Origin of the sequence: Fibrobacter sp. UBA3718, assembly GCF_002371935.1 — a bacterium.
In the GTDB taxonomy this organism is placed as follows: domain Bacteria; phylum Fibrobacterota; class Fibrobacteria; order Fibrobacterales; family Fibrobacteraceae; genus Fibrobacter.
Genome location: NZ_DFHR01000018.1, coordinates 1 through 21,231, shown reverse-complemented (window position 1 = coordinate 21,231; position 21,231 = coordinate 1). Strand labels below are relative to the sequence as shown.

The following is a 21,231-nucleotide window of genomic DNA, read 5'->3' as shown; positions in this document are numbered from 1 at the left end:
TTTTATTTAGCAAGCTTGAGGTTCCAAAGGATCTTGGTGCCGGAGGCAATCCACGGGAGCTGCGGCGGAGCGTAGGGATTCTCGGCGGTCGGCCAGTTCGTCCACACGCGGTCGCTGAATTCGTAGAACTGTTCGGGCAGGTAGACCAGCGGAATGGAGGGCTGGTCTTCCATGAAGATCTTGTTGAGTTCGCGGTAAGCCTTCGCGATTTCTTCGGCGTCGGTCATCAGCGGGATTGCAGACAAAAGCTGGTCCACTTCCGGACGGAATTCCGGAGTACCCGGCTGGTTGTAACGGCCGATGTTGGTGCCGGCCCAGGCGCCGAGCGGCTGCCAGTCGCGGCTGGACATGACTTCGTTGAAGCGGCTCCACGGGAGAGACGGGGATACGTCGGCAGACGGCTTGTCCATCAGGAGGTCGAAGTTGCCAGTTCCCTTGGCAGGCCAGTACTGACCGCCGTCCACGAAACCTTCACGCACGTCGATACCGGCCTTGCGCATGCCTTCCACGGCGATGGTCACCATGGCTTCCCAGTCGGTCCAACCGGCAGGAGAAGTGATGAAGAGCGTCGGGAGCGTTTCGCCCTTGGCGTTTTCCATATGGTCAAGCGTGCCGTCCTTCTTCCACACGGACTTGAAGCCGGCTTCGGAGAGCATCTGCTTCACCGTGTTCAAGCGTTCGGCCTCGTCGGTAATGCCGAGGTTCACGCCGTACTTCTGCGTATCTTCGTCATTGATAAACTTGCCTTCGAGACCCGTCGGCATGATAAGGCCGGCCTTCAAGGTCGAGGTGTAGTTCGAGACGGCGAACTGGCGGATCGCCGTGTAGTCGATGGCCGTCGCGAGTGCGCGGCGGAAGCGCTTGTCATTGAGCGGTTCCTTCATGGTGTTGATCATGAGCATCGGCATGGCGCCCGGAGCAAAGTAAGGAGGTTCGTTGAACCAGGTATGCACGCCGCGCTTGCGCCAGATGCGGGTCACGAAGCTCATGGAAGCGTCGAGGTTGCCGGTGGTGAGCGCAATCGTGTTGGCGTCGTTGCTCTTGTAGATCGGGTGGACTACGTACTTAGGAGCGGGGAGCTTGCCCTCGTGGAGGGCGGCATTGCCCCAGTAGTCGTCACGACGCTGGAGGATAATCTTGTTCGGGTCGGCCGACATGATGTTGTAGGGGCCGGAAACCACGGGATCCTTGTCCATCGTGAGCTTCTTGACTTCGTCGAGACCCTTTTCCGCGATAAGCGGTTCAAACACATGCGCAGGCGCGATACGGATGGCCTGGAGAAGGTCACGCACCGAGAGCGGGTTGTTCCTCTGGGCCTTGTTCACGATGAACGAAAGGCGTTCCTGAACTGCCGGTTCGGTGGCAATCGTATCCACGTGGATATCAGAAATCTGTTCCGAGGTATTGATGGAACCCTTCGTGAAGATGAACTTCACGTCGTTCGAGTTCACCTGCTTACCGTCGCTCCACTTGGCAGCCGGGTTCAGGTCGACCACGACACTGTCGTTATTCGAGAGTTCCTCGACGAGCGTTCCGAGAAGCGGCTCGATCTTGCCGTTCAGCGTATTGTAAACAATAAGCGGTTCGTAAACCAGGTTGAAGCGTCCGCCAACAGGCCAGGCAGCCATCCAACTTTCGGCAAGCGGGTTAAACGTCGCAGGGGCGCCCCATTGCTGGCCGGACAGGTAGAGTGTCTCCTGACGGGGCAGGGCCCCTTCGACCTGGTCGGTACCGCACCCTGAAAAAACTGCTCCACTTGCCGAGAGCGCAAGAGCGGTCCTGGCAATCGATTTCAATCCAATCATTGTGTCCTCTTTTATAAGCTTTTGAAAGCTCGTGAATAAAAAATCCTTTCGTAATATAGATTTAAAAGCTTTTTTTGTTTTTGCACTTTCGTGAAAAATACGTTTACATTCGGACACAGGAGCAGGGACGGCGCACCAACGCATCCCATGCGTAGTTCAATTATTTATGAAAGTTTACAAAGCGGGGTTCCAGATAAAAATTTTCGCCACCTACTCCGCATCGCCCTACTCCTTTATTTTTGTCCGGCCGCAAACGCCATTTACATACAAAAGAAGCGTCCCCTGATAGGGACGCCTCTTTCAGTAATTCTAATGGTTTAAGAAATTACTTCTTGCAGCACTTCTTGCAAGCGGCCTTCGGAGCCTTGCAAGCCTTGCGCGGGTCACCGGCATAGACAGCAGCCTTGCCCAGTTCTTCTTCGATGCGGAGGAGGCGGTTGTACTTGCACACGCGGTCCGTACGGGAGAGAGAACCAGTCTTGATCTGGCCAGCGGCGGTACCGACGGCGAGGTCAGCAATGAAGGTGTCTTCGGTTTCGCCAGAGCGGTGAGAAACGATCGGAGCGTAGCCTTCGTTCTGAGCGCGCTTGATGGCGGCGAGAGTTTCGGACACAGAACCCACCTGGTTCACCTTGATGAGGATAGCGTTGGCGATACCGGCCTTGATGCCTTCATCGAAGATGGTCGGGTTGGTAACGAACAGGTCGTCACCCACGAGGTTGATCTTGCCACCGAGCTTGTCGGTCATGACCTTCCAGCCAGCCCAGTCAGCTTCGTCGAGACCGTCTTCAATGGAGAAGATGGAGTACTTGTCGATGAGCTTTTCGTAGAGCTTCACCATGTCGGCAGACTTGACAGTCTTCTTGGTGCTCTTCTTGAAGGTGTAGGTTTCCGGCTTGCCAGCCTTGGTGTTCTTGTCGCAGAATTCAGAGGAAGCAACGTCAAGAGCGATCTTGATGTCAGTGCCGAACTTGTAACCGGCATTGGTGGTTGCAGCCTTCAAAGCGTCGAGAGCCTTTTCGAGGGTCATCACGCCAGTGATTTCGTAACCGAACTTGTTCTTGGCCGGCTTGATGCTGACGCCAGGAGCGAAGCCACCTTCGTCACCAACGGTGGTGTCGAAGCCGGCCTTCTTCAGCACAGCCTTGAGGGCGTGGAAGATTTCGGTGACCATCTGGAGGCCCTTGGAGAAGGTCTTTGCGCCAACCGGAGCAATCATGAATTCCTGGAAGTCGATCGGAGCGGAGGAGTGAGCACCGCCGTTGATCACGTTGCACATCGGGCAGGGGAGCGTGAGCTTCTTGGTGCCATGGAGCTTGGCGATGTACTGGTAGAGAGGCATCTTGGCGTCGTTAGCAGCAGCAACGCAAACAGCCATGGAAACGCCGAGGATGGCGTTTGCACCGAGCTTGTTCTTGAGCATGCGGTTGCCGTCGAGAGCGATCATGGCGTCGTCGACTTCGGTCTGCTTGGCCGGGTCCATGCCGATGATCTTCTTGGCGATCTTGGTGTTCACGTTCTTCACAGCAGTGAGCGTGCCCTTGCCGCAGTAGGTCTTCTTGTCGCCGTCGCGGAGTTCGCAAGCTTCGCGTTCGCCGGTAGAAGCACCGCTCGGGACAGCAGCGTGACCCTTCACGCCGTTTTCGAGGGTAACATCAACTTCGAGAGTGGGATTGCCGCGAGAGTCGAGGATCTGGCGGGCAACAACGGATTTGATTTTAGAAGCCATTTTTTAGCCTTTTGGTTTAGTGTGAAAAATTTTGCGGTGTAAAATATAGAAATTAGACGAAAGACGAAAGACGAAAGACGAAAGAAAAGGGGGTAAAAGGGGATGGGTTTTGCCATCAATTATCAGAGGCACACTCCTCCTCCGAAAGTATTTCCATAACCCGTTTGTCGTTTTCGTCCCATTCACAACCATTGTCACAACTGCCAACCCTTTGACACCTATCTGCCGTTACATCTTCATGGCTAAGCCAGTGGTTTTGCTCCACTTCAGGGCAATCCCCCACTATCCTAATGCTAAAAGGCAATACCCTCTTTATGTACTCCGAATTGCAAGTCAGGCCAGCCTCCCAGCTACCATGGACAACACCCTCAGCAGGCACATCTTGGAGCCTATCCAAAACAATAATTTCCGGAATACCGATATTCACATCCGCATCTACAGGAACATCCCCGTCGCAAGAAAGTTCCTCGACAAACGGCCCTTTTGAAACCTTTCCATTTTTTCCCAAATCCAGCGTAAAAGTCTTTTCGCTCCGGAAGCCTCCATGGCATATATTCCCCGACTTCCCTTCATAAAAAGTCTGGGGTTCGATATAATCCACATTTTCCACCAACCGCAATTCTAGCGTATCCCCGCGAAGAACGCAATACTCGGCCACAGGAGGGAGCGTATCGCAGAAACCGACAATCTTCGCCTTGAATTTTGCCTCCAGATTAGGGCCACCTTGTAAACTCGCGCTCCAAAGCCCATCAAACTCTTTCCCGAAATAAGTGACAAGAGAATCCTTGGCATTGACCATAGGGAACCTTTTCAACGCCCATGCGTAAATATCATTTTTAAGGAATAGTCTCCGCTCCGGCAACGGAACCTGTATGTCCCTAGCCGAACCTGTAGAGGTACAAATGCCTCCACCTCCGCCACCCACCAATGGGCACAATTCCCCCTCTACGCACCTGGTAGGCGGACTTACTCTAAAACGATAATTCCAACGAGTACAACGTTCGTGAACCACCTTTGGAATATCCCAAGAAGAATCCCAAGGTATTTCGATACTCTTGACAAGATGAAGGTTGTATGTATTTTTATCGGTGACGACTGCGCAAAATTCCGCCACGTTGGACTCCGGCTCGACCTTCTCGGAAGAGCACCCGCAAAGGAACATCGCCATCAATAGAACCGGCAGCCAACACAATTTCAAAAGTTTCATACAGCAATCCCTGATTATCAAACAAACTAGAAAAAAAATAAAGGGGGTGTTCCTATTTGGAGAATCTTATTCGGACAATGTGAATTTACGGCAGTATCGGGGAACTCCAGGATATTCTAAAACACTAGATACACTTTGGTACAAATATCCGTTTTAGAAATCAGTCCGCGCTGGCCGCACAATCTATTTTTAGGGCGTATGGGAACATTTTGCGGACGGAAGCCCGCCGGAGGCATTTATGAACAAGAAGTTCCTATTCTCGATGATTCTCGCGCCCGTGACGGCAATGGCCTTCCAGGTCGGCGCATGGGTCGGAGGGCCCGGACAGTACCCGCAACCCACGCAGCAGAACGTGCAGGCGTTCCAGGATTTGCAGGGCACGCACCTCGACCTCATCAGCTACTTCGCGCTCTTCGACATCAACGACTGGAATGCGACCGCGCAGTACGCGAACGTCGCGAAGAACAACGGCTCCACGCTGGTGGTGACCTGGATGGCGAACGGCTACAACGCGCAGGAACTGGTGAACGGCAAGGCCGACAACTACATCCGTGAATATGCAAAGGGCGTTAAGGGCTTCGGCGACGAAATCTGGCTCAGACCGCTCCACGAAGCGAACGGCGACTGGTATGACTGGGGGGTCGGAAAATCAGGCGCCGGCAATACCGACGCGAACGTCGCCGAAGCTTTCCGCCACATCGTGAAAATCTTCAAGGAAGAAGGCGTCACGAACGTCAAGTGGGTATGGACCACCAACGCCTCGAACCAGGGCAGCGGTACCACGCTCACGGGCAACTACCCCGGCGACGACTACGTGGACTACATCTCCATCGACGGCTACAACTGGGGCACGTGCCAGAGCTGGTCCAGCTGGCAGACGTTCTCGCAGGTTTTCAAGAAGGCGTACAACGCGCTCGCGAACATCGACAAGCCGCTCTTTATCGCCGAAATCTCAAGCTCCGAGAGGGGCGGCAACAAGGCCGAATGGATTACCGACATGTTCGAGCACTTCGCCACGGACTTCTCGCGCGTTTTCGCGGTGATGTGGTTCAGCCAGAGCAAGGAAGCGAACGAGGGCGACTGGGCACTCAATACCTCGCAGGCCGCCGTTGACGCATGGAAGGCGGGCATCGCGAAGATGAAGGCGATGGCGCCTGAATCTTCGAGCAGCGAAGCGGTTATCGAATCGTCAAGTTCCGTCAGTTCGTCCAGCAGCACCACCGCCATCCGCACCGGCGGGATTACAGACAAGTTTTCGTTTAGGCAGCAGGGCGGCAAGCTGCTCTTGCAGGTTGACCGCGCCATGACTGCGAGCGTCGTGCAGTTCGACCATCAGGGACGCATCCTGTGGCAGAGCGCCGTGCAGCACTTTACCCCGGGCGAGCACGCGCTGGATGTTCCCGAGGCGGGCACACGCAGTATTTACAGACTCGTGCCACAGCGGTAGGCGCCACTAGAAATCTGAACATAAAAACTCGGCTTGGTCCAAGGGCCAGGAGGAAACAGAAAAGGCTCGCTTTTGTAAGCGAGCCTCTCTAGGATAATTCGTGCTAATGCAAGAAAACTACTTCTTCTCTATTTCACGAATCTGTTTCAGTTGTTCTTCGGTGCAGAAGCCGGAAATGTCGATTTTGGCTAATTTAGATTGTTCCGCCATTGTAAACCGACGTATTAAGCATGTATCCAAACAAGGGACCATCATTGGTATTATTATCAAAAGAATAGATTCCTTTAAAAGAACAAGGTATGTAGGGAAACAAGTACTCCTTACAACAAGCAAAAAAATTAATTTGATAGGCATTTTACCTATTTCTCACAAGGGCCATTCACTCTAATATTAAAATCGTAATAATCTTTACGACGCGATTCTCCACTTTGAATCTCCGCATTTATTCTTACAGGCAAAACTTTCCCATAAAGAGCTCTTTCTTTTTTTAGGTTTTGCGGTAACAGAAAATACTCATAAAGCACATAGTCTTCGCAACTTTTATACAACACCCCTTCAACAGGTATAAATCTACCAGTTCCATAATCAACACTGGTAGTCGTTGTTTCTTTGTAATTTTCATTGCAAACATGACAATCGCTAGCAGAAGCAAAAATATAACGGGGAATGTAATCCAATTCTTTATCTAAAACAAGGTGATGTTTTTCATCGATGCAATATTCGGCGACAATTTGTTTTTTTGAACACGGACCGACAATCGTCGCTTCAAATGATTTCTCATAGGTGAAACCGGTTCCTCCAAGTTGAGCCTTCCAATGGCCCTTGAAACTTTTCCCATAATACGGCTTCAATGTTTCTTTCGCTCTGTATTTGTGGATATGCAAGACATCACGATTTATAGGATTTAGATTCACTTTGACTATTTTAGGCTTCAAACAAAGGGTGTTGCTTGATGGAGTTGCGTCTAAAGCCACACAACCACCTATAAAATCCGAAGAGTCTGAATCATAAGGGGCGTCAAGACTATACTCTATTTCCCAAATTGGTTCTCCATTATATACATTACATATAACACTATCAGGAAATACCCAATTAGACTCAGGTTCCAAATTTAAATTCTTGACCAAATGAAGGCTGTATTCATTAGAATCCTTATTAAATTCCGCACAAAACTCCGCAAGTCCTTTGCTGTAACAAGGGATAACTAGAAAAAACAAATAAATTCTTAAAAAAAATCTAATCGAAATTTTTTGTAGTAAAGACATTGTTACTTACATTTGTTTGAAAATTTTTCTTCGTGTTTTCTCATTAGCTCAGGTATGTTGAATCGCGCGTGACTGAAGTTATTTGCATCTGAATCATCCCATTCGTTATGCCTTGTGTATATGTCGTATATATTGTCTCTTACATAGGCCCAACTACGTTCAGCTTCTAATCATCTCTCTTCTCCTGCAAATTTTATGTTCGAATATTTAGCTTTAACACAGCCCTTGTAATCTTCTGTTCCTACTTTATATTTTGCTTTGCACTCGCTAAAGTCATAGAGTCCTTTAGTCGCTGGCCTTGGAGGAAAACCTTTAACAGTACTTTCTGTCGAAGGGCTTTTCGTTTCCGCCTGAGGTGCGTTAGATTCTACCTGAGGGGCATAAGATTCCGTCTGAAACCGATCGAAACCCCTTTCGGACGGAAGGGTTTTGCTCTCCGAACAAGCAAGAACAAAGGTTGTCAAAATAAATAGAAGCAGAGCATTTTTCATATCGTTTTTCCAAACACGTTTTGTGGAACTACATACAAATATAATCCCTTGTTCTAAGTAATACGTGTAAGATAATGTTAAATATTTGCATTAACTTTAAACAAAACAGAAAAGGCTCGCTTTTGAAGCGAGCCTTCCCTCTAGGATAATTCTGTGCTAAGGCAAGAATTAGAAACGGAAGTGGGCGAAAGCCTTGTTGGCTTCGGCCATCTTGTGTGTATCGTTCTTCTTGCGGACAGCGTTGCCTTCACCGTTCTTGGCAGCAACGAGTTCGGCAGCAAGGCGGTCGGCCATGTTGGGTTCGTTGCGGTTGCGGGCGGCATCAAGGAGCCAGCGGAGGGCGAGAGCCTTGGCACGGTCCGGAGCGACTTCCATAGGAACCTGGTAGTTGGCACCACCGATACGGCGAGACTTGACTTCGACGCGCGGCTTGATGTTTTCGAGGCAGAGTTCGAACTTTTCGAGCGGAGTTTCCTTGCCTTCGACCTTCTTGTCGAGCTGTTCAAGAGCAGTATAGACGATCTGTTCAGCGATGGTCTTCTTGCCCTGCTTGAGCACGACACCGACGAGTTCGGTAACGAGGGTAGACTTGAAACGCGGATCCGGGAGGATGGAGCGATGGAGAGCCTTTCTTCTTCTAGACATATTCTACTTCCTTACTTCTTGGCCGGAGCGGCACCTTTCTTCTTGACACCATACTTGGAACGGGCGTTCTGACGGCCGTTGACAGCCTGAGTATCGAGAGCGCCACGGATGATGTGGTAACGGACACCCGGAACATCCTTGACACGGCCACCGCGGATGAGCACGATGGAGTGTTCCTGGAGGTTGTGGCCTTCGCCGGGGATGTAAGCCGTAACTTCCATCTTGTTGGAAAGGCGCACACGGGCAATCTTACGAAGAGCGGAGTTCGGCTTCTTCGGGGTGCTGGTGTAGACGCGGGTGCAGACACCACGCTTCTGCGGGCAGGACTTCAAGGCCACGGATGCGGTCTTGTTGCTGATCTGTTCACGTCCGTTGCGGACGAGCTGTTGAATAGTAGGCACTTTTAATCTCCTAGATTTTGGAGTGCAAATATAGTTCTTTTTCCAGTTTTTTCAAGTACATAGTCGAAATTACTCCGCATCTTCCTCGTCGGAAGCGCCGATTTCGTTATCCAACATCTGGATTCCGGAACCGAAGTCATCGTATTCGGCATGTACGTTCTGCAGGCGCTGGCGTTCTTCCGCCTCGGCATCGGCATCGACCACTGTCACGTTCCTCAAGTGGCGGGCACCGGTTCCGCACGGAATCAAACGACCCATAATCACGTTCTCCTTAAGGCCCATGAGCGGGTCCACCTGCCCTTCGATGGAAGCGCGGGTAAGGATCTTGGTGGTTTCCTGGAACGAGCAGGCAGAGATGAAGCTGTCTGTCGCCAAGGAGGCCTTCGTGATACCAAGGAGCATCGGCGTGAAGGTCGCCGGCGTCTTGCCCTGAGCGATCAAGCGATCGTTCTCGGCACGGAGACGCACCTTGGAGATTTCTTCGCCCGGAAGCAGTTCGGAATCGCCGGATTCCTTGACCTTCACCTTGCGCATCATCTGACGGACGATACATTCGATGTGCTTATCTGCGATAGCCACACCCTGCAGGCGGTACACCGCCTGGATTTCGTTCACCAGGTGACGCTGGACCTCTTCAGGTCCGAGGATCGTCAGGATATCGTGCGGGTCTGCACTGCCTTCGCTGATCTTCTGACCAGCGCGGACACGGTCACCTTCGTTGACCGCCAAGTGGACGCCGCGGGGAACCAGCACTTTCTCTTCCTGGTCGTCCATCTTGATAATAACTTCTTGGTTGTTGCGGACTTCCTTGCCCATGACGATGAGACCATCAATCGGGGCAAGAACGGCCGTGTTCTTCGGCTTGCGGGCTTCGAAGAGTTCGGCCACGCGCGGAAGACCACCCGTAATGTCGCGGGTCTTACCGGCGGCACGCGGAAGCTTAGCGACCGTAGAACCGACAGAGACCACGTCGCCGTCCTTGACGGTAAGGATAGCGCCGTCAGGCAGCATGAAGTGGCCCGCCTTGGTGTTCGCGGAGTCGAGGATGCTGATCGCCGGACGGAGCTGGCGGGCACTGCCGCCATGCTTCTCACTGATCACGATCCAGGTCTCGACGTCGGTGTTCTCGTCGCGTTCGACACGGAACGTCTTGTTTTCGACGAGGTCCACGAGCTTCACCTTACCGGCAACGTTCGTAATAATCGGGCTGTTATACGGATCCCATTCGAACATCACTTCGTCCTTCTTGACGGAAGCGTTGTTCTCGACATGCATGATGGCGCCGTACGGAATCTGGTAACGACCCTTGTTGATGCCCGTGTTGTCGAAGATAACGAGTTCTGCCATGCGGCTCGTGACGACCTTCTGGCCCTCGTGGTCGACGGTTTCGACCTGTTCGAGTTCCACGCGGCCATCGACGGAGGCCTTCTTGCAGTTTTCGACCGTCAGACGGGAAGACGCACCACCGATATGGAAGGTACGGAGGGTAAGCTGCGTACCCGGTTCACCGATGGACTGTGCGGCAAGCACGCCCACGGCTTCGCCCAGGTCGACCGGACGACCGGAAGCAAGCATACGGCCGTAGCACTTGGAGCACACGCCATTGCGGGAATCGCAAGTGAGCACGGAGCGCATCTTGATGTGTTCGAGACCCGTAGCGGAAATCTTCGGAAGGTCACGTTCGGTGACGAGTTCGCCAGCCTTGACAATCACTTCGCCCGTCACCGGGTGCTTGATGTCTTCGACCGGAGCGCGACCGAGCAAGCGTTCTTCCAGCGGAATCACGGTGTCGTCGCCGTCCTTGAAGGCGGAAACTTCGATACCGTTGGTGGTACCGCAGTCAGCCTCGGTAACAACGAGGTCCTGACCCACGTCCACGAGACGACGGGTAAGGTAACCTGCGTCAGCCGTCTTAAGGGCGGTATCGGCAAGACCCTTACGGGCACCGTGAGACGAGATGAAGTATTCCATCACGTTCAGGCCTTCGCGGAAGCAGGACTTAATCGGGTTCTCGATAACTTCCTGACCGCCGAGCTGCTTGATAGGCTTCTGCATCAAGCCGCGCATACCGGACAGCTGCTTAATCTGTTCGCGGCTACCACGAGCACCGGAGTCGGCCATCATGTAGACGGGGTTGAAACCGTCACGGTCGCGGGAAAGGAGATCCCACTGCTTGGATGCGACTTCGGCAGTCGTCTGCGACCACACGTCGATCGTCTGGTTGTAACGTTCGCCGTCGGTAATCACACCGTCCTCGTAGAGGCTGCGGATGTTGTTGACCTTTTCGGTAGCGGCATCGAGCATGGCCTGCTTGTCTTCGGGAATCACCATTTCGGCGATAGCCACGGAAGAACCGGCGCGGGTTGCCCACTTGTAACCGTTGGCCTTGAGGTTGTCGAGGTATTCGACAGTCACGCGGTTGCCGGTGCGACGGTAGAGGTCGTCGATAGACTTCGCGATGACCTTCTTCGCGAAGGTTTCGTTCGCGTAGCCGAGTTCGTTGGGAACAAATTCGTTAAAGATGATACGGCCGACAGTCGTCTTGATGACGTTATCGTCCTTGAGTGTAAGGAACTTGATCTTCTCGCCAGCCTTGACGTTCACTTCGAGGTTGCCGTTGTCGTCGGCAATTTCGCGGACGCAGGTGCAATCCTTCTCGAGGGCGCCGATGTAGATCTTGCGGCCAGCCTTGAGCTTCAGGTACACGGTGGCGTTCAGATCCACGACACCGTTCTCGTAAGCGCGGATGGCTTCGGCGGAATCGAAGAAGTGCATGCCTTCGCCCTTGCGACCCGGACGCGGCTTGGTGAGGTAGTAGAGCCCGAGCACGATGTCCTGGCCCGGCACAGCGATCGGCTGACCGGAAGCGGGGTGCAGGATGTTGTTCGAGGACAGCATGAGCACGCGGCATTCGAGCTGGGTTTCGAAAGAAAGCGGGAGGTGCACGGCCATCTGGTCACCGTCGAAGTCCGCGTTGAATGCGGTACAGACGAGCGGGTGGAGGCGGATGGCGTTACCTTCGATGAGCTTCGGATAGAAGGCCTGGATACCCAAGCGGTGAAGCGTCGGGGCGCGGTTCAGCATCACCGGGTGGTCCTCGATGATTTCTTCGAGAATGTCCCACACTTCGGGGCGTTCGGCGTCCACGTACTTCTTTGCGGACTTGAGCGTGTACACGATGCCGTCTTCTTCCAGGCGCTGGATGATGAACGGCTTGTAAAGTTCGAGAGCCATGCGCTTCGGCAGACCGCACTGGTGCATCTGGAGTTCCGGGCCCACCACGATGACGGAACGGCCGGAGTAGTCCACACGCTTACCGAGGAGGTTCATACGGAAGCGACCCTGCTTGCCCTTGAGGAGTTCTGCGAGGCTCTTGAGCGGGCGTGCAGAACCCGTGCGCGCCGTGCGGCGGCCGCTGTCGAACAGCTGGTCGACGGCTTCCTGCAGCATGCGCTTTTCGTTGCAGAGAATCACGTTAGGGGCACGGATGTCAATCAACTTTTTCAAGCGGTTGTTGCGGTTGATGACACGGCGGTAGAGTTCGTTCAGGTCGGAGGTCGCAAAGCGGCCGCCTTCGAGCGGAACGAGCGGACGAAGATCGGGCGGAATCACCGGGAGCACGTCGAGAATCATCCAGGAAGGCTGGTTCGCGAGCATGCGCACTTCGTTCGGATACTTGACACGGAATTCATCGAAGGCATCGGCCAGGATGAAGTCGGAATGCTTGGATTCGTAGTCGGCCTTGAATTCGGCGACAGCCTCGGCGAGACCCTTGAGCCAGGCCTTGCCGGAATCGCGGGAGGAATCCGGGTTGTTGTAATAGCTGCGGAAGCTTTCCATCTGTGACTTGCGGAAGGCGTCGACCACCTTCAGGCGCTTGATGGCATCGTCCACCTTCGTCTTGGAGTTGGAACGGGCCTGGTCACGGAGCTTCGCAGAAAGCTTGGCGAGGTCGAGCCTGTCGAGCAGCTGCTTGATAGCAGAAGCACCCATCTTGGCTTCGAAAGAACGGCCTTCGGCCACGAGATCCTGGTAGGTCGTCTCGTCGATGAGGGTGTTCTCCTCGAGTTCGGCATCGCCCTTGTCGATCACGACATAGCGTTCGTAGTAGATGACCTGTTCGAGGTCCTTGGTGTTGAGGCCAAGGAGGGCACCAATCACGCACGGCTGGTTACGAACGAACCAGGTGTGTGCAAGGGGAATGGCGAGTTCGATATGGCCCATGCGTTCGCGACGGACGCGGGAGTGGGTCACTTCGACGCCGCAGCGGTCACAGATGACACCCTTGTAACGGGCGCGCTTGAACTTACCGCAGTTGCATTCCCAGTTCTTGACGGGTCCAAAGATCTTCTCGCAGAAGAGACCATCACGTTCGGGCTTGAACGTACGATAGTTAATCGTCTCCGGCTTCGTGACTTCGCCGTAGGACCAGTAGCGAATCAGGTCGGGCGCAGCCAGGTGAATCGAAATGTCGCCGGAATTTTCTTGATTTTCCATCATTTCTTCGGACATATTACTTTTCTCCAGTGGTCTCGATATCAAGACCCAAAGAATGGACTTCGCGGATCATAACGTTGAAGGACTCGGGGATACCCGGCTTCGGGGTGTTCTTGCCGTGGACGATGGCGTCGTACACCATGGAACGTCCCGTCACATCGTCGGACTTGACGGTGAGGAGTTCCTGCAGCGTGTAAGCGGCACCGTAAGCTTCCATGGCCCACACTTCCATTTCACCGAAGCGCTGGCCACCGAACTGGCTCTTACCGCCGAGCGGCTGCTGCGTCACGAGGGCGTAGCTACCGATAGAACGGGCGTGGATCTTGTCGTCCACCAAGTGACCGAGCTTGAGGTAGTACATGTAACCGATGGTAACCGGGTTCAGGAAGGCTTCGCCGGTACGGCCGTCATAGAGCTTGGCCTTACCGATAATCTTGTTGTTTTCCGGATCCATCTCGTAGTTCACGATCGGGTTCTTCTGGTAGGCCTTTTCGAGTTCCTTGCAGATATCCTCGAACTTGGCTCCGTCGAACACCGGAGTCGAAACCTTGAAGCCGAGCGTCTTGGCGGCCCAGCCCAGGTGAACTTCAAGCACCTGACCGATGTTCATACGGGAAGGCACGCCCAGCGGGTTCAGAAGAATCTGGAGCGGACGGCCGTCTTCGGTGAACGGCATGTCTTCGACAGGCACAATCTTGGAGACAACGCCCTTGTTGCCGTGACGACCTGCCATCTTGTCACCGATGGAGAGGCAACGCTTCTTGGCGATATAGACCTTGACGCTCTTGAGAACGCCCGGCTTGAGTTCGTCGCCCTTCGTCACCTTGTCGATTTCCTTTTCCATGGTGCGGGTCAGCGTGTCGAGGTTGTCGCGTGCGACAATCACGAGCGAGAGCACCTGTTCCTGGAGTTCGTCGTCGCCCGTCACGAACTGGGACATCGGGGACACCTTGGTCACGTCGATGGCGCCGAGATTCTGTTCGGTGTAGGTCTGGCCTTCGCGGATGAGGAGTTCGTGCGTTTCGTTGTCCATCACCTTGCCGGCGGGCTTGCCGCCGAGGAGTTCGAACAAGTGTTCGCGGCAGGAATCCTTGATCTTGTCGATCTGGGCCTGGAAATTGGCGCGGATCTCCTCGATGGTCTCCTGGTCCTTTTCCTTGCTCTTCTTGTCGCTCTTGTCCTTCTTGCTGAAGATGCGGGTTTCGAGCACCACGCCCTTCATTCCCGGAGGAGCCTTGAGGGAAGAATCACGCACGTCGCCGGCCTTCTCGCCGAAGATGGCGCGGAGCAAACGTTCTTCCGGAGAAAGTTCGGTTTCGCCCTTCGGGGTCACCTTGCCCACGAGGATATCGTCCGGACCGACTTCGGCACCGACGCGGATAACGCCGTTCTCGTCGAGGTTACGGAGAGCGTCTTCGCCGACGTTCGGAATTTCGCGGGTAAGTTCTTCCGGACCGCGCTTCGTTTCGCGCACGTCGAGTTCGTATTCCTCGATGTGGATGGAAGTGAAGGTGTCCTTGATGGCGAGTTCTTCGGAGATGATAACGGCGTCTTCGTAGTTGTAGCCGTTCCACGGGAGGAAGCCGATCAGGATGTTCTTGCCGAGGGCAAGTTCACCGTGGTCGGTAGACACGCCGTCGGCCAGCACGTCGCCAGCCTTGACGAAGTCGCCCACATTCACGATAGGCTTCTGGTTCACGCAGGAATCCTGGTTAGAGCGCTCGAACTTGCGGAGCACGTATTCGTCAATCGGATCCTTGCCGAGGAATTCGTAGTTTTCGCCGAGGCCGGTAAGCGGCACGAAGTTGCCGTCGACCATGTTGCCGCGCTGCACCGTGATGTTGCGGGCGTCAACGAAGGTGACCTTACCGTCGTGCTTGGCACGGACAACCGTACCCGAGTCGAGGGCGGCGCGGCGTTCGAGGCCGGTACCCACCACAGGGGCTTCCGCACGGAGCAGAGGTACCGCCTGGCGCTGCATGTTAGAACCCATCAACGCGCGGTTGGCGTCATCGTGTTCGAGGAACGGGATGAGGCCAGCGGCCACGGACACAATCTGCATCGGAGCCACGTCCATGAGGTCGATGCGTTCGACATCCATGTCGCCGATATCAATGGAATCCTGACGGAGGATATGCGGGTATTCGCTCTTGTCGCGGACGATGACGTATTCTTCCTTGAAGCGGTTGTCGTCGGTGAGCTCGGTAGAAGCCGGAGCCACCTTGAACGCGTCTTCTTCGTCGGCGGTGAGGAACGTGATAAAGTCGGAAACGACCTGTTCGATGGCGTTGCTAGCCTGGACGTAGTCGGCATGGCCGTTGAAGTCATCGATTTCGAAGCCGTTCTTGAAGAAGTGGACATCGCCATCCGCATAGGTCACCTGGAACACCTTGTTCGCGAAGATGTCGAACAGGTCGCGCTGGCGATTGTCGAGGTTCATGCGGATGCTGTCCATTTCCTTGCGGGAAAGTTCCTGCTGCGTAAGGAAGAAGTGCGGATCGTGCACGAATCCCTTGAAGATGCCGAAGTGCCACTTGACTTCGGGGAACTTGAAAATCTTGCCGCTTGCATCCTTGAAGTCGATGAGGCCCACGATACGGTACGGAGTCTCGATGAATCCGTAGTGGTTCACGACGGCATAGGATGCGAGGGAGTTGATAAGACCGATGTTCGGGCCTTCCGGAGTCTCGATCGGGCAGAGGCGGCCATAGTGCGTGTAGTGAACGTCACGGACTTCGAAGCCTGCGCGTTCGCGGGAAAGGCCACCGGGACCGAGAGCGGAGAGACGACGCTTGTGGGTAAGTTCCGAAAGCGGGTTCATCTGGTCCATGAACTGCGAGAGCTGGCTGGAACCGAAGAACGCCTGAACCACGGAGCTCACGGTACGCGTATTCACGAGGTCGCGCGGAGTCGTCTGTTCGTCCTCGTTATGCAGCGAGAGGTTCTCGCGGATAACGCGGGACATGCGGGAAAGGCCCACGGAAATCTGGTTGGCGAGGAGTTCGCCCACGGAACGCGTGCGGCGGTTGCCCAAGTGGTCGATATCGTCCTTGGTGTATCCGTCTTCGCCATCGTAGAGGCCCACCATGTATTCGATGACGGCGAGGAAGTCGGCCTTGCTCATCGTCGTGCGGGTGGCGCTCGGAAGTTCGAGCTCCTTGTCCATGTTGTACTGCTTGAACTGTTCGCCGACATTCTTGAGAATTTCGACAATCTTCGGCGTGTAGACCTTGGCGTTCAAGCGGTAACGGCCGACTTCGCCCAAGTCGTACTTGCGCGGGTCGTTCAGGAAGATAGAATCAAAGTAGTTTTCGGCAGCCTGCAGGTTCGGAGCTTCGTCCTGCTGCTGGTGCGTAACGGAATAGATGGAACGCAGGGCGTCTTCGCGGGACTTAGTCTTGTCGGCAGCGAGCGTGTTGTGGATGAGGAGGTTTTCTTCTTCCTTGGAGAGAAGCACGAGCTTCTCGACGCTGCTTTCGCGGAGGCGTTCGAGCTTGCGGTCATCGATGACGGAGTTCGCCTCGATGATGATTTCGCCGGTGGATTCGTCGATCACGTCGTTGAAGACAATGCGGTCGATAAGCACGCAAACGCCGTCTTCGTTAAACTTCTCGGCTTCTTCGGCGATATTCACCTCTTCGGTCTTCTTGTAGAAGAGGTTCAGAATGTCCTGGGTCGTCTCGAAGCCGATGCTACGGAGCATGGCGGTAGCCGCAATCTTCTTCTTGCGGTCGATGACGACATAGAGCACGTCGCTTTCGATGTTGAACTCGACCCATGCGCCACGATGAGGAATGATACGGCTCTTGTAATCGGAATGGCCGTTGGGCTGAAGTTCTTCGTCGAAGCTCACACCGGGAGAGCGGTGCAACTGCGACACGACCACGCGTTCGGCACCGTTCACGATGAACGTGCCGTTCTCGGTCATGATTGGGAGTTCGCAGATAAGGACATCGTTCTTGACTTCTTCCTTGAGCTTGGTATCTTCGCCGTCCTTCTCGAAAACGCGGAGGGCGAGAGTCGCGTAGAGCTCCATGTTGTAGGTAAGCCCACGCTCACGGCATTCGGGGATGCTGTATTTCGGTATTCCGAAGTAATACTTTTCGTATTCCAGGGAAAAGAGCCCGTTAGGATCGGTAATCGGGAAGATGTCCTGGAAGACGCGCTGCAAGCCCGCATTCAACCGCTTTTCCTGCGGGATATCGGCCTGCAAAAATTGTTCGTATGAAGCCTTCTGAACTTCGATCAAGTACGGAAGCTCCAGCTGGAACTTGTTGGAGGAATAGCTTTTTCGCTCCGTTGTCATTTGAAATACCTCATCCGGTGAAGAGCCTAGTTAGCAAAAAAACACCAAAAGCCCGCACTTACGTGCAGGCGATTGGTAAGAACAGTTCAGAGAACTGGGAGCATTACTTAAGGGTAACCTTTGCTCCGAGTTCTTCGAGTTTCTTCTTGAGAGCTTCGGCGTCAGCCTTCGGCGCAGCTTCCTTGATGACGCTGCCCGCAGTCTCAACGACCTTCTTGGCTTCGGCGAGGCCGAGACCGGTGATGGCGCGAACTTCCTTAAGGACAGCCATCTTCTTGGCCGGATCGACTTCGGCGAGGATAACGTCGAATTCGGTCTTTTCTTCAGCAGGAGCAGCAGCGGCTGCAGCCATAACTACAGCGCCACCGGCAGCGGCTTCGATGCCGTGGGTTTCTTTAAGGTAGTCAGCCAAAGCCTTGGCTTCGAGAAGGGTAAGACCAACGATTTGATCGCCCAGTGCCTTGATATCAGTTGCCATGATGTGTTTCTCCGATTATTCCGTTTAAAATTTTTGGTTTGTGGTTTGTTGTTAAGCTTCCGGTGCGGCGGCAGCTTCAGGGGCTGCGGCTTCGGAACCCGATTCTTTTTCCAGCTTTTCCTGGAGAGTCTTGATCTGACCTGCAATCGTGGAGCCAGGTCCGAGAGCGATGGAGACGATCAAAGCGATCATGCCCTTACGATCCGGGATCTTGGAGAGGTTCACGACTTCGGAGCCAGGCATCGGCTTACCATCGAGGTAGATGCTCTTGGCAATCAAGAAATCGGGGTTAGCTTTGTGGAATGCTTCAATTTCGCGTGCGGGCAGAAGCGGGTCTTCTTCGAAGCCGACCATGACGGATGTAGCTCCGGTCAGCTGATCGTCGAGACCTTCGACCTTGAGGGCTTCGAGAACGCGCTTAAGAAGAGTATTCTTCACAGCGTGGTACTTGACGCCCTTGGAGGCGAGAGCCTTGCGCAGAGCATTGTCCTTTTCGACAGTGATGCCCTGGTAATTGAGCAGATAGACGGCGGTAGCGCCCTTGAAGGACTCGACGAGCGAATCCACGGTCTGTTGTTTTTTAACTACAGCTTTCATGGTATCTCCTAGCGCGTCAGTGCCATATCAAGTTTGATGCCCGGGGCCATCGTAGCCGTCAAAGTGAGGCTCTTGATGTAAGTGCCCTTAGAAGATTGAGGCTTGTTCTTCACGACAGAGTCGATGACAGACTTGGTGTTTTCGACCAGCTGATCAACAGTGAAGGAGAGCTTGCCAACAGGAGCATGGACGTTTGCACCCTTGTCGACGCGGTACTGGATCTTACCGGCCTTGAGTTCCTTGACCGTCTGGGCGACGTTAACCGTCACCGTGCCGGCCTTCGGAGAAGGCATCATACCACGAGGACCGAGGACGCGAGCCACCTTACTAATCACCGGCATCATGTCGGGAGTAGCAACGACGGAATCGAAGTCCAGCCAGCCTTCCTGAATCTTCTGAACCAAGTCGGCGCCGCCAGCGTAATCTGCGCCTGCGTTCTTTGCAATTTCAATGTTGTTGTCCTTGCAGAAAACGAGAACGCGGACCGTGCGACCGGTACCATGGGGAAGCACAACCGTGCCACGAACCACTTGGTCGGAATGTTTTGGGTCCACACCGAGGTTAAAATGAACTTCGACCGTCTGGTCGAACTTCACCTCGGACTTTTTTAGGATTTCGATTGCTTCGGCCAAACCGTAGGCTTTGTTACGGTCGTAGGTCTCGGCAACCTTTTTGTATTTTTTTCCTCTGAACATGGTGTTTCCTGTCAGATACGTAACGGTGAATTACCTGCCTCAGTCAACCACATCAACACCCATGGAACGGGCAGTACCCGCAACCATGCGCATGGCGGCTTCGAGGTCGATTGTGTTTAGATCCGGCATCTTCTTTTGGGCGATTTCCTGGATCTGGGCCTTGGTGATCTTAGCAACCTTCTTACGGTTGGGTTCACCAGAACCACTCTCAATGCCGACGGCCTTCTTGATGAGGACCGGAACCGGCGGAACCTTCGTGATGAAGGTAAAGCTCTTGTCAGCGTAAACCGTGATGACGACCGGGGTAAGCATGCCCTTCGCATCCTGGGTCTTCGCGTTGAATTGCTTACAGAACTCCATGATGTTCACACCCTTCTGACCAAGGGCAGGACCTACCGGAGGAGCCGGGTTGGCGGCACCGCCGGGAATCTGGAGCTTAATGTAACCTGTGATTTTCTTTGCCACTTTATTATCTCCGTTGCAAAAACCGTAGCGCTAGGCGGTGGCGGACTCGACCTGGTTAAAGGCAAGTTCGACAGGCGTAGAACGACCGAAGACCGTGACCATGACCTTGATCTTGGTCTTGTCTTCCATGATTTCGTCTACGACGCCCACAAAGTCCTTGAAGGGACCTTCCTTGATGCGGACACTTTCGCCAATCGTGTACGGGATTTGGATCTCGCCTTCCAGGGAATTATCAGGATCAACTCCAAGAAGACGATCGACCTCGCTCTGTTGAAGCGGAATAGGGACACGAGAAGCGCGTGTCATTCCGGCGAAATGGGTGACACCATTAATGGTGGACACCAGGTGCTGGGTGAGCTCGTCCAGCTCCATTTCTATAATGATGTATGCAGGGAACAGGCTCTGTACAGAAACGCGACGACGCCCGCGGACGTTGCTCACGACCTCGCGGGTGGGGACGATAATCTGACCGAACTTGTCTTGAACGCCTTCGCGCTCAATCATCTGCTCGATGTGTTTCTTGATGTTGTTTTCCTGACCAGAAAAAGTATGGATGGCGTACCAACGCTTCATAGCATTAACCCCTACCCATAATCTGGTTTACAATCCAGGAGAATACAAAATCAAGACCGGCAATATAGCAGCCCATAATGACGCTAAAGAGCATCACCACGAGAGTGGATCCCTTGAGTTCTTCCCAAGTAGGCCACGTGACCTTCTTCAGTTCTTGGATGGACTCTTTGACATATTGCTGAATCTTACGCATGATGACTCCGGAGGAAGTTTCCAGGTCGGGAGGGACTCGAACCCCCAACCAACGGTTTTGGAGACCGTGACTCTACCAATTGAGCTACCGACCTATTCGGACTTCCTTACTTGGATTCCTTGTGAACAGTATGCTTGCGGCAGAAGCGGCAGTACTTCTTGTATTCCACGCGGGAAGGATGAAGACGCTTGTTCTTGTCGCAATCATAGTTGCGCTGATTGCATTCTGTGCATTCGAGCACGATGAGTTCTCTAGGCATTTTTAATCCTGATTACTTGATGATTTCAGTGACGGAACCGGCGCCAACCGTGCGGCCACCTTCGCGGATAGCGAAGCGGAGCTGCTTTTCCATGGCGATCGGGGCGATGAGGTTCACGTGGATCGTGACGGTGTCACCCGGGGTCACCATTTCAACGCCTTCGGGCAGCTGGATCGTG

Annotated in this window: 17 protein-coding genes, 1 tRNA gene and 1 pseudogene; 1 reads left to right on the top strand and 18 read right to left on the bottom strand. The window is 53.9% G+C overall.

Translation table 11 applies throughout. The features are described 5' to 3' along the window. Positions 1-2 precede the first annotated feature (2 nt). From B4A77_RS06625 to B4A77_RS06615, 3 genes are all read right to left on the bottom strand, one after another. Complete coding sequence (locus tag B4A77_RS06625) at positions 3-1,805, bottom strand: ABC transporter substrate-binding protein (RefSeq protein ID WP_290732313.1); 1,803 nt, start codon at positions 1,803-1,805, stop codon at positions 3-5. A gap of 325 nt (positions 1,806-2,130) precedes the next feature. Continuing rightward, the gene (gene eno, locus B4A77_RS06620) at positions 2,131-3,534 is read right to left on the bottom strand and encodes a phosphopyruvate hydratase (RefSeq protein WP_290732316.1); all 1,404 of its coding nucleotides are present in this window, start codon (positions 3,532-3,534) and stop codon (positions 2,131-2,133) included. Positions 3,535-3,649: 115 nt separating this feature from the next. After that, a complete protein-coding gene (locus tag B4A77_RS06615; RefSeq protein WP_290739384.1) occupies positions 3,650-4,741 on the bottom strand; it encodes a hypothetical protein in 1,092 nt (363 codons plus the stop codon). A 238-nt stretch (positions 4,742-4,979) separates the two neighbouring features. Here B4A77_RS06615 and B4A77_RS06610 point away from each other — a divergent pair, with 238 nt between their 5' ends. Continuing rightward, positions 4,980-6,188: a glycoside hydrolase family 26 protein gene (locus B4A77_RS06610; RefSeq protein WP_290739381.1), complete on the top strand. Its 1,209-nt coding sequence runs from the start codon at positions 4,980-4,982 to the stop codon at positions 6,186-6,188. Positions 6,189-6,547: 359 nt separating this feature from the next. Here B4A77_RS06610 and B4A77_RS06605 read toward each other — a convergent pair whose 3' ends face one another. The 15 genes and pseudogenes from B4A77_RS06605 to tuf all read right to left on the bottom strand — a co-directional run. Next, the gene (locus B4A77_RS06605) at positions 6,548-7,453 is read right to left on the bottom strand and encodes a hypothetical protein (RefSeq protein WP_290739378.1); all 906 of its coding nucleotides are present in this window, start codon (positions 7,451-7,453) and stop codon (positions 6,548-6,550) included. Between the two features lie 170 nt (positions 7,454-7,623). Next, complete coding sequence (locus tag B4A77_RS06600; protein WP_290739375.1) at positions 7,624-7,944, bottom strand: hypothetical protein; 321 nt, start codon at positions 7,942-7,944, stop codon at positions 7,624-7,626. Between the two features lie 168 nt (positions 7,945-8,112). After that, positions 8,113-8,589, bottom strand: coding sequence for a 30S ribosomal protein S7 (gene rpsG / locus B4A77_RS06595; protein ID WP_173367010.1), 477 nt, complete (start codon positions 8,587-8,589; stop codon positions 8,113-8,115). An 11-nt stretch (positions 8,590-8,600) separates the two neighbouring features. After that, positions 8,601-8,990: a 30S ribosomal protein S12 gene (gene rpsL, locus B4A77_RS06590; protein WP_073188010.1), complete on the bottom strand. Its 390-nt coding sequence runs from the start codon at positions 8,988-8,990 to the stop codon at positions 8,601-8,603. A 69-nt stretch (positions 8,991-9,059) separates the two neighbouring features. Further along, positions 9,060-13,502: a DNA-directed RNA polymerase subunit beta' gene (rpoC, locus tag B4A77_RS06585; RefSeq protein WP_173381050.1), complete on the bottom strand. Its 4,443-nt coding sequence runs from the start codon at positions 13,500-13,502 to the stop codon at positions 9,060-9,062. Between the two features lies 1 nt (position 13,503). Next, complete coding sequence (gene rpoB, locus B4A77_RS06580) at positions 13,504-17,793, bottom strand: DNA-directed RNA polymerase subunit beta (protein ID WP_290739372.1); 4,290 nt, start codon at positions 17,791-17,793, stop codon at positions 13,504-13,506. 103 nt (positions 17,794-17,896) lie between these two features. Then, positions 17,897-18,271 (bottom strand): 50S ribosomal protein L7/L12, encoded by a 375-nt coding sequence (gene rplL / locus B4A77_RS06575; protein ID WP_290725305.1) that lies wholly within the window; start codon positions 18,269-18,271, stop codon positions 17,897-17,899. 51 nt (positions 18,272-18,322) lie between these two features. Then, positions 18,323-18,868: a 50S ribosomal protein L10 gene (rplJ, locus tag B4A77_RS06570; protein WP_173366603.1), complete on the bottom strand. Its 546-nt coding sequence runs from the start codon at positions 18,866-18,868 to the stop codon at positions 18,323-18,325. A gap of 8 nt (positions 18,869-18,876) precedes the next feature. Then, complete coding sequence (gene rplA / locus B4A77_RS06565) at positions 18,877-19,563, bottom strand: 50S ribosomal protein L1 (RefSeq protein WP_173366602.1); 687 nt, start codon at positions 19,561-19,563, stop codon at positions 18,877-18,879. 39 nt (positions 19,564-19,602) lie between these two features. Beyond that, positions 19,603-20,028, bottom strand: a complete 426-nt coding sequence (rplK, locus tag B4A77_RS06560; RefSeq protein WP_173366601.1) for a 50S ribosomal protein L11 — start codon at positions 20,026-20,028, stop codon at positions 19,603-19,605. A 30-nt stretch (positions 20,029-20,058) separates the two neighbouring features. Continuing rightward, entirely contained in the window at positions 20,059-20,601 is a 543-nt protein-coding gene (nusG, locus tag B4A77_RS06555) for a transcription termination/antitermination protein NusG (RefSeq protein ID WP_173366600.1), read from the bottom strand. A gap of 4 nt (positions 20,602-20,605) precedes the next feature. Further along, entirely contained in the window at positions 20,606-20,794 is a 189-nt protein-coding gene (secE, locus tag B4A77_RS06550; RefSeq protein WP_173366599.1) for a preprotein translocase subunit SecE, read from the bottom strand. A gap of 21 nt (positions 20,795-20,815) precedes the next feature. Next, positions 20,816-20,888: transfer RNA gene (locus tag B4A77_RS06545), tRNA-Trp, on the bottom strand. A 12-nt stretch (positions 20,889-20,900) separates the two neighbouring features. Then, positions 20,901-21,053, bottom strand: a complete 153-nt coding sequence (gene rpmG / locus B4A77_RS06540; protein ID WP_014545993.1) for a 50S ribosomal protein L33 — start codon at positions 21,051-21,053, stop codon at positions 20,901-20,903. Positions 21,054-21,065: 12 nt separating this feature from the next. After that, positions 21,066-21,231, bottom strand: a pseudogene (tuf, locus tag B4A77_RS06535) (elongation factor Tu); the annotation flags it as partial.